The 6796-nt window shown below is 55.0% G+C and carries 7 protein-coding genes and 1 pseudogene; 2 read left to right on the top strand and 6 right to left on the bottom strand.

Annotation, left to right across the window (positions count from 1 at the left end; translation table 11 throughout):
* Positions 1–232, top strand: a 232-nt coding sequence (locus tag IWX87_RS19710) for a hypothetical protein (RefSeq protein ID WP_231374776.1), incomplete at its 5' end; no start/stop codon positions are given.
* A 192-nt stretch (positions 233–424) separates the two neighbouring features.
* Positions 425–1456, top strand: a pseudogene (locus IWX87_RS12930) (IS30 family transposase).
* Between the two features lie 50 nt (positions 1457–1506).
* Here the strand turns inward: IWX87_RS12930 and IWX87_RS12925 are convergent.
* The 6 genes from IWX87_RS12925 to IWX87_RS12900 form a co-directional block, all read right to left on the bottom strand.
* Entirely contained in the window at positions 1507–2295 is a 789-nt protein-coding gene (locus tag IWX87_RS12925; RefSeq protein WP_196863926.1) for a response regulator transcription factor, read from the bottom strand.
* Positions 2296–3078: 783 nt separating this feature from the next.
* A complete protein-coding gene (locus IWX87_RS12920; protein WP_196863925.1) occupies positions 3079–3984 on the bottom strand; it encodes an SDR family oxidoreductase in 906 nt (301 codons plus the stop codon).
* Between the two features lie 17 nt (positions 3985–4001).
* Complete coding sequence (locus IWX87_RS12915; protein ID WP_231374782.1) at positions 4002–4310, bottom strand: GNAT family N-acetyltransferase; 309 nt, start codon at positions 4308–4310, stop codon at positions 4002–4004.
* Between the two features lie 140 nt (positions 4311–4450).
* Positions 4451–5398 (bottom strand): glutathione S-transferase family protein, encoded by a 948-nt coding sequence (locus tag IWX87_RS12910; protein ID WP_196863923.1) that lies wholly within the window; start codon positions 5396–5398, stop codon positions 4451–4453.
* Positions 5399–5441: 43 nt separating this feature from the next.
* On the bottom strand, positions 5442–5741 hold the full coding sequence (locus tag IWX87_RS12905) for a hypothetical protein (protein WP_196863922.1): 300 nt from the start codon (positions 5739–5741) through the stop codon (positions 5442–5444).
* A gap of 25 nt (positions 5742–5766) precedes the next feature.
* Positions 5767–6783 carry an NADP-dependent oxidoreductase gene (locus IWX87_RS12900; protein ID WP_196863921.1) on the bottom strand — a complete coding sequence of 339 codons (1017 nt, stop codon included), beginning with the start codon at positions 6781–6783 and terminating at the stop codon, positions 5767–5769.
* Between the last annotated feature and the right edge of the window lie 13 nt (positions 6784–6796).

Raw genomic sequence — 6796 nt, 5'->3', positions numbered from 1 at the left:
TCTGCTCGACAGCTTTGCCGTCTTGCTTTGCACTGTTAGCTGTAATCAGCTGAGCCTCAAATTATATACCGCTTTTCTCGCAGTAGTCAAATTTTGTTTGACTTTTTTTCAACTTCCAAACTCCGCAGCCATCTTCAAGGAAAGCCGCTTTGTCATCAGCAGAGCCGCAAATCATAGCACCCTTACTCATGCCATGCGGGCCTTATTTATGAACTACTCCAAAAAGTTGTAAACCGCTCTGTATGTCGTGTAGGGCAGTTGGTCTGTCGATCCGGCCCCGTGAAATCCAAGCGCCTGTCATCAATTGCCTGAACTTCCCCGGGTTTGAACTGACGCCCAGAAGTTGGACAAACTTCTGGGGGTTTATGAGGAAGGGCGGCCTCAAATCTGAAGTGCAACATTTTTATTCAACTAAGGTGTGAAGATGAAAAAAGTGCAGTCTTATCAGCAGTTCCAGCCGGACGAGCGGATCGCCCTGTCAAGCCTCAAAACACAGGGCCTGAGCATGCGGGCCATGGCCCGCATGCTCAACCGCTCGCCTTCGACCATCAGCCGTGAGCTCGCACGCAATGCACCGTCGGGCCAGTACCGCTGCACGTTTGCCCAGCAGCGCTGCGTGCGCCGGCGCCTGCAATGCAGGCCTGTTGCCAAATTGGCGCGTTGCAGCGCCCTGTTTGGACGCGTGCGCGCATGGCTTGCGCGAAAATGCTCACCCCAGCAAATCGCCCTGCATCTGGCCCGTCACTTTCCCCACGATCGGGCTCAGCGCGTGTCCCACGAAACCATCTACAACGCCATCTACGCCCAGCCCCGGGGGGAGTTGCGCGGCGAGCTGATTGCCTGCCTGCGCCATGCACGCGCCAAGCAGTTGCCGCGCACCTACGGCGAAGACCGCCGCGGCAAGATACCGGATATGCTCAGCGTCCATGTGCGCCCGCCGGAGGTGGCCGATCGATTGTTTCCCGGCCACTGAGAGGGCGACCTGATCAAGGGCAAGGCCAACGCCAGCGCTGTCGGCACCCTGGTCGAGCGCTCTTCACGGCTGCTGATCTTGGTGCATCTGCCCAGCCCCAAGCCGGCCAGCGCGGCCCATGTGCTGCGGGCCTTCACCGACAAGCTGCGCTCGGTGGCCGCGCCCATGCGGCGCACCATGACGTACGACCAGGGCTCGGAAATGGCCCGCCACAAGGAACTCAGCGCCAACACCGGCATTGCCGTTTACTTCTGTGACCCGCACAGCCCCTGGCAGCGCGGCACCAACGAGAACACCAACGGCCTGGTGCGCCAGTACCTGCCCAAGGGCACGGACCTCTCGGGTTACTCCCAAGCGCAACTCGACACCATCGCCGACGAGATCAACCACCGGCCTCGCAAGACGCTCAATACGCATTCGCCTCTTGAGGTTTACCGCGACTTGCTGGCAAAACACCACCCCGCCCCCGCCATCATTCAATGATCCCAAGTGTTGCGCTTGGACTTGAAACCGCCCAGGACTAAAAACGTTTTTTAAAATAACCCGCGACTTGCGGCAAAGCTGACAGCTTGAGCGCGTGTTCGGACATTAAGTTTTCGGTAAATATTTTTGATGTGGGTATTAACTGTCTGTGCACTGATGATCAGCCTTGAGCCAATTTCAGTACTCGTGTAACCTGATGCAACCAATTTAAGTACTTGCTTTTCGCGCTCGGACAGCTTTTCCTTGTTTTTACTTTCTTGAAGAGCCTGTGTTTGGGTTTGAGGCTGTTCAAACTTGTTGAGCAGTCTGCGCGCCAGATTCGGAGTAATCGACGCGCCACCATTGACGACCTGTAAAACAGCTTGCGGAAAATTACCAAACCAGGAATTTTTCACCAGATAGCCGGTGGCACCCAATTCAAATGCATGTAAGGCATGTTGCTCGTCTTCCATTGCAGAAATAACAATAGCTTCGGCCAAGGGACGGACGGTCTTCATGTATTCGATAAGCGCAAACCCGGTACCGTCTCCCAAATTTAAGTCGACCAGCATCACATCAAACTCATTTTGACTGATCAAGCGACGTCCTTCCTTGACACTACTCCCCTGACCAAGCAAGTTGATACGCAGATCAGCCAACAATTCATGCGCAATGACACGGCTCATGTGGGGATCATCATCAATCAAGAGCACACGCACAGGTTGCTCTGCCTGCCCCGTCAAAAATCCGGGCCACATCGACGGCAAACCACTGTGAGGTGCCAAATTGTGAGTGGATGACAGGGTGGTATTTTTGATCAGAAAGTCTGAAGCGACTTGTGATTCGTTACGAATTTCCATAGTTTTTTCCTTGCTTATTGCTTCCAGAACAATGCTAAAGCCTGTGACAGTTAGAAATAATCTTACTGACTTTTACGGATCTTTGTCTAATAAATTGTTACTTACTGACTTCTTTAATTCACTGCGTTGATAGCATTGATACGCAAAACAGGAAGAAAAGCTATCAGCCAACAGCTTAAATCACAGGTAGTTACGGAAATTTCTCACAGAAACTCAAGCATTTAAACTTACAAAATGAAGCTTCAAACGGGTCATTATTTATATTTACTATCCGTGAATGAGTTTGAACCTTTTTTTCAGTTACAAAAAACTATGTAGCCGATTGAAGCGATTGGTTGAGATCGTAGTTTTAGGGAAACTGCAACATGAACACCTAGGGTGCGCGGCATCAAATAAACAGCTTGAAACGCCTTGGCCTATCAAGTTGATGACTTTGTTTGAGTCTTCCGGATTTTTAACAAATCGGAATTGTCATTGCCAACATTCTGCAAACTGCTTTTTCTGCATCGGTGCTGCCTTGCATTCAAAAAGGAAACAACGTCATGTTTTTTTGTCGTCGGTGTGAACGCAGGAACAACTGGGACTACCGTGATTACTGCGATCACCGGACTCGTCAGAAGCGCCGCGTGCGCTTGCGGTTAACCATCATGTCCGGGCTGATGTTGGCTTTTCTCCTGCTCGTAGCAGGGCTCGGGGCAGTGAGGGGCACTTTTTGAGCGTCAATTTGAAATTGGGTCATGGAAGAATGCCCTATCTTGTCTGAATTTAAGCGGGAAATCTTTGTTAGACAGCTCGCAGTGCTGCCTTCAAGTCACGCCCAATCTCTGGCCTTTCCCCAAACGGATCTGTCGGGTGGGTTTGCTGCACGATGCATTCCATACGGTTTTGCACATTTCCCAAGGCTTTGGGATGGCTGAAGATGTAGAACTGATCAGCCGCCATTGCGTCAAACACTTTTTGTGCGACTTCAGCCGCAGTTACCTTGCCTGAGCCCACAGCCTTGTCGGTCATGGCCTGACCAATCAACTGGCTTCGTGTGGGTTTTTCACCCTCCAGTCCAGCGGGCCGGTTACGGTGGCTCTGGCTGATGCCGGTTGGCACAAAATAAGGGCACAACACGCTGGCGCCGATTTGGTCAGTGACCAAGCGCAAATCCTGATAAAGCGTCTCGCTAAGTGACACCACGGCATGCTTGCTGACGTTGTATACGCCCATATTGGGAGGATTTAGCAGCCCGGCCATACTGGCAGTATTAACAATATGGCCCTGCCATGACGGGTCTTTGGCAGCAGCGTCCAACATCATGGGTGTAAACAATCGAACGCCGTGAATCACACCCCACAGATTGACGCCCAAGACCCATTCCCAGTCCTTGACAGTGGTTTCCCAGACCAGCCCGCCTGATCCGACGCCGGCGTTGTTAAAGACAAAATGCGGCGCACCAAATCGCTCGAACACCGCTTGGCTCATGGCCTGCATTTCTTCAGCACTCGCTACATCGAGCCTGAAGGAAAGCATTTCTACGCCTGCTGCCTTTACCTCGGCGCTGGCCTTGTCAAGCGCATCCTGCTGGACATCGACCAGCACCATGTTCATGCCAAGTTTTGCGCCAATACGAGCGCATTCAAGGCCAAAGCCTGATCCAGCACCCGTCACAACAGCTGTCTTGCCATTGAAATCCGTAATCATTTGCAACTCCTTAAAAATTAAAAATCGCGCAACATTTCAATGTGGTCAATTCCGTCTTCAAGGTAAACCGGTCCGGCCTTATGAAAACCATGCTGGCGATAAAAACCTTCCAGATGGGCCTGCGCGCCAATCCTGATTGCTTGAACGCCCCACACTTGCGACAGGCAGGCCACTGCCTGGCTCATCAATGCATGCCCAACCCCGGTGCCGCGCACAGTGGGACCAGTTGCCACACGACCAATGCTCGCTTCGGCAAACATTCGTCCCGCATCGAAACAACGGGCATACGCCACCAGACGGCCTTCCAAGCGTCCCAACAAATGCATGGCTTGCGCGTCGGCGCCATCCATGTCCTGAAAAATGCAAGCTTGCTCGACTACAAAAACCTCACTGCGCAACTGAAGTACGGCATAAAGCTCAGAAGCGCTCAGCTGTGCGAACGCCATGCACCGCCACTCAATCCCGCTCATGCCAACTCGGCAACCTTAAGCGAGTAACCAATGCGCGGAAAATGCACATGCACCACGCCAGCCCGTTCGTCGGTGCGGCGAAGCGTGTAATGCATCCGGGTGGCAGCCACCAGTTCGCCATGGGTTGGCTCCTGGCCAAAGGTCTCGGCACAGACCTGCACCTTGCTGCCCAACGCAATACCATGCTCGTCCAGAAAAACATCGTCGAGCAGTGCCGCGGGGGTGGACGCGGCAGCAACCGCGATGGCTTCATGTGCACTAAATTTTTCCATGGCGCCATGACCAATTGCAGCCATACGGTCCATCCACTCCGATACCGCAGGCGTGGCATCAAGCACGCCGGCAAGTACCGAGGTGCGCACCCGTGTGAACCACAGTGGGTGGTACATTGCAAAATCAGTGATGCACGGCATGTCGCCCAGCAGGAAAGGCCGATCGTCGAGCATGTCGGACAGGCGGCGCAAATACGACCGGTACGCTGCGGCAGCATCCTGCGGACGCTGGCGAGACATGCCCCCGCTCATCGCCTTTCGGTCCTGGGCAAATGCCAAGGCAGCTTCAGGTGGTGCGTGTTCGAACAACTGGGCAATGCCCCTGGGCTGCAGGTTGTATGCCATCGAAGTCCAGAAAAGCGTCGTGTCTGCCCATTGCGCTAAGGTACGGGCCATGCCCTTGCTGGGTTCGGGGTACAGCACGGGCAGTGGCTCGACATGCTCCAGCACATCGGCAATCAGCGCGGTGTCGCAATAAATGTCGGCGCCAACCTGCAGCACTGGTGTCCTGCGGTAGCCGCCCGTCAAGGAGATCAGGTCGGGCTTGGGGCTCACCATCGGAATGACCACAGACTTCCAGGGAAGCTTTTTGTAGCCCAGCATCAGCCGGACTTTTTCCGAAAAGGGCGAGGACGGATAATGGTGAAGGATCAGTGTTGGCGGTGTGATCATGCAGGGCTCCTGAAAATTCGGATTGTTGTACGACTCAAGCTTGTCAGGCCATGGCCAAGCCGGCGATAGCATAGAAATTGGTAAGGGAAGGCAACGTGCCCAAAGTATTCGTGCGCATAACTTGACCGCCCTGCTTTTGCGTCATGCCCATAGATTCACATTGACCAGCCACACATGCGCTTGGGCCTCGGCAGCGCCAAGCTGGTTGCCCTGACTGAACAGCCCGGATGCTTCCTTCCAGGCGCATTGACTTCAGCGCATCGCAAAAGGGCTTATTGCACTCGAACAGCTTGGAGTTGAGCAGCGGTCCAAGCCGGTCCAAAACTTCATGGATCAGGTCCATGGCGGCTTTCTGATGGCCCGGAAAACTAGATCAGCTTGACCAGTTGCTTGCCGAAGTTTTTACCCTTGAGCAGGCCAAGAAAGGCTTCAGGCGCGGCTTCCAGCCCTTCGGCAATCGACTCGCGGGGGTGCAGCTTGCCGGTAGCTACCAGCATGGCGAGTTCCTTCAGCGCTTCGGGCCAGATGTCCATGTGCTCGCTGACAATGAAGCCCTGCACCTTGAGGCGGTTCGTCAGGATCAGCGCAGGATAGGTTAGCGGCAGCGGCTTGCCGTCATAGCCGGCGATCATGCCGCACACGGCAATGCGGCCAAAGGCGTTCATGCGCAGCAGTACCGCATCGAGCACCATGCCGCCGACGTTCTCAAAGTAGCCGTCAATGCCATCGGGACACGCTTCCTTGAGCGCTTTGGACAGCGATGCCGCATCCTGGTGCAGCTTGTAGTCGATGCAAGCATCGAACCCGAGTTCATCAACGGCGTAACGGCATTTTTCCGGACCACCGGCAATGCCGACGGTTCGGCAGCCGCGCGCTTTGGACAAGGCCGCAAATGCGCTGCCGACCGCACCAGTACCGGCGCTGACCACCATGGTTTCACCGGCCTTCGGTGCAATCACCTTGACCAGGCCATACCAGGCGGTGACGCCGGGCATGCCGACCGCGCCCAGGTAATAGGACAGCGGCACCAGCGCGGTGTCGACCTTGCGCAGCGCGCCGGGCTCGTCAGCGTTCACCACGCTGTAATGCTGCCAGCCGCCCATACCGACCACCTTGTCGCCGGCCTGAAACTTGGGTGAACGGCTTTCGACCACTTCGCCGACCGTGCCGCCGCCCATCACTTCGCCGAGCGGCTGGGGCGCGGTATAGCTCTTGGAATCATTCATGCGGCCGCGCATATAGGGGTCCAGGCTCAGGAAATGGTGGCGTACCAGCACCTGGCCGTCCTGCAAGGCAGGGGTTTCGGCGCTGGCCAGTTTGAAGTTGCTGGCGCTTGCCTCTGCGGTAGGCCGGTTGTCGAGAAGAAATTGTTGATTGGCGGGCATAAAATTTTCCTTG

This window comes from Polaromonas sp. CG_9.7 (genome assembly GCF_015752205.1).
Classification (GTDB): Bacteria; Pseudomonadota; Gammaproteobacteria; order Burkholderiales; family Burkholderiaceae_C; genus Polaromonas.
This window is presented reverse-complemented; position numbering and strand designations above follow the sequence as displayed.

Excerpts from the sequence above, each read along its gene's own strand:
- IWX87_RS12900 (WP_196863921.1), bottom strand. The coding sequence starts at position 6,783 with ATGCCCGCCAATCAACAATTTCTTCTCGACAACCGGCCTACCGCAGAG.
- IWX87_RS12925 (WP_196863926.1), bottom strand. The coding sequence starts at position 2,295 with ATGGAAATTCGTAACGAATCACAAGTCGCTTCAGACTTTCTGATCAAA.
- IWX87_RS12920 (WP_196863925.1), bottom strand. The coding sequence starts at position 3,984 with ATGATTACGGATTTCAATGGCAAGACAGCTGTTGTGACGGGTGCTGGA.
- IWX87_RS12905 (WP_196863922.1), bottom strand. The coding sequence starts at position 5,741 with ATGGACCTGATCCATGAAGTTTTGGACCGGCTTGGACCGCTGCTCAAC.
- IWX87_RS12910 (WP_196863923.1), bottom strand. The coding sequence starts at position 5,398 with ATGATCACACCGCCAACACTGATCCTTCACCATTATCCGTCCTCGCCC.
- IWX87_RS12915 (WP_231374782.1), bottom strand. The coding sequence starts at position 4,310 with ATGCATTTGTTGGGACGCTTGGAAGGCCGTCTGGTGGCGTATGCCCGT.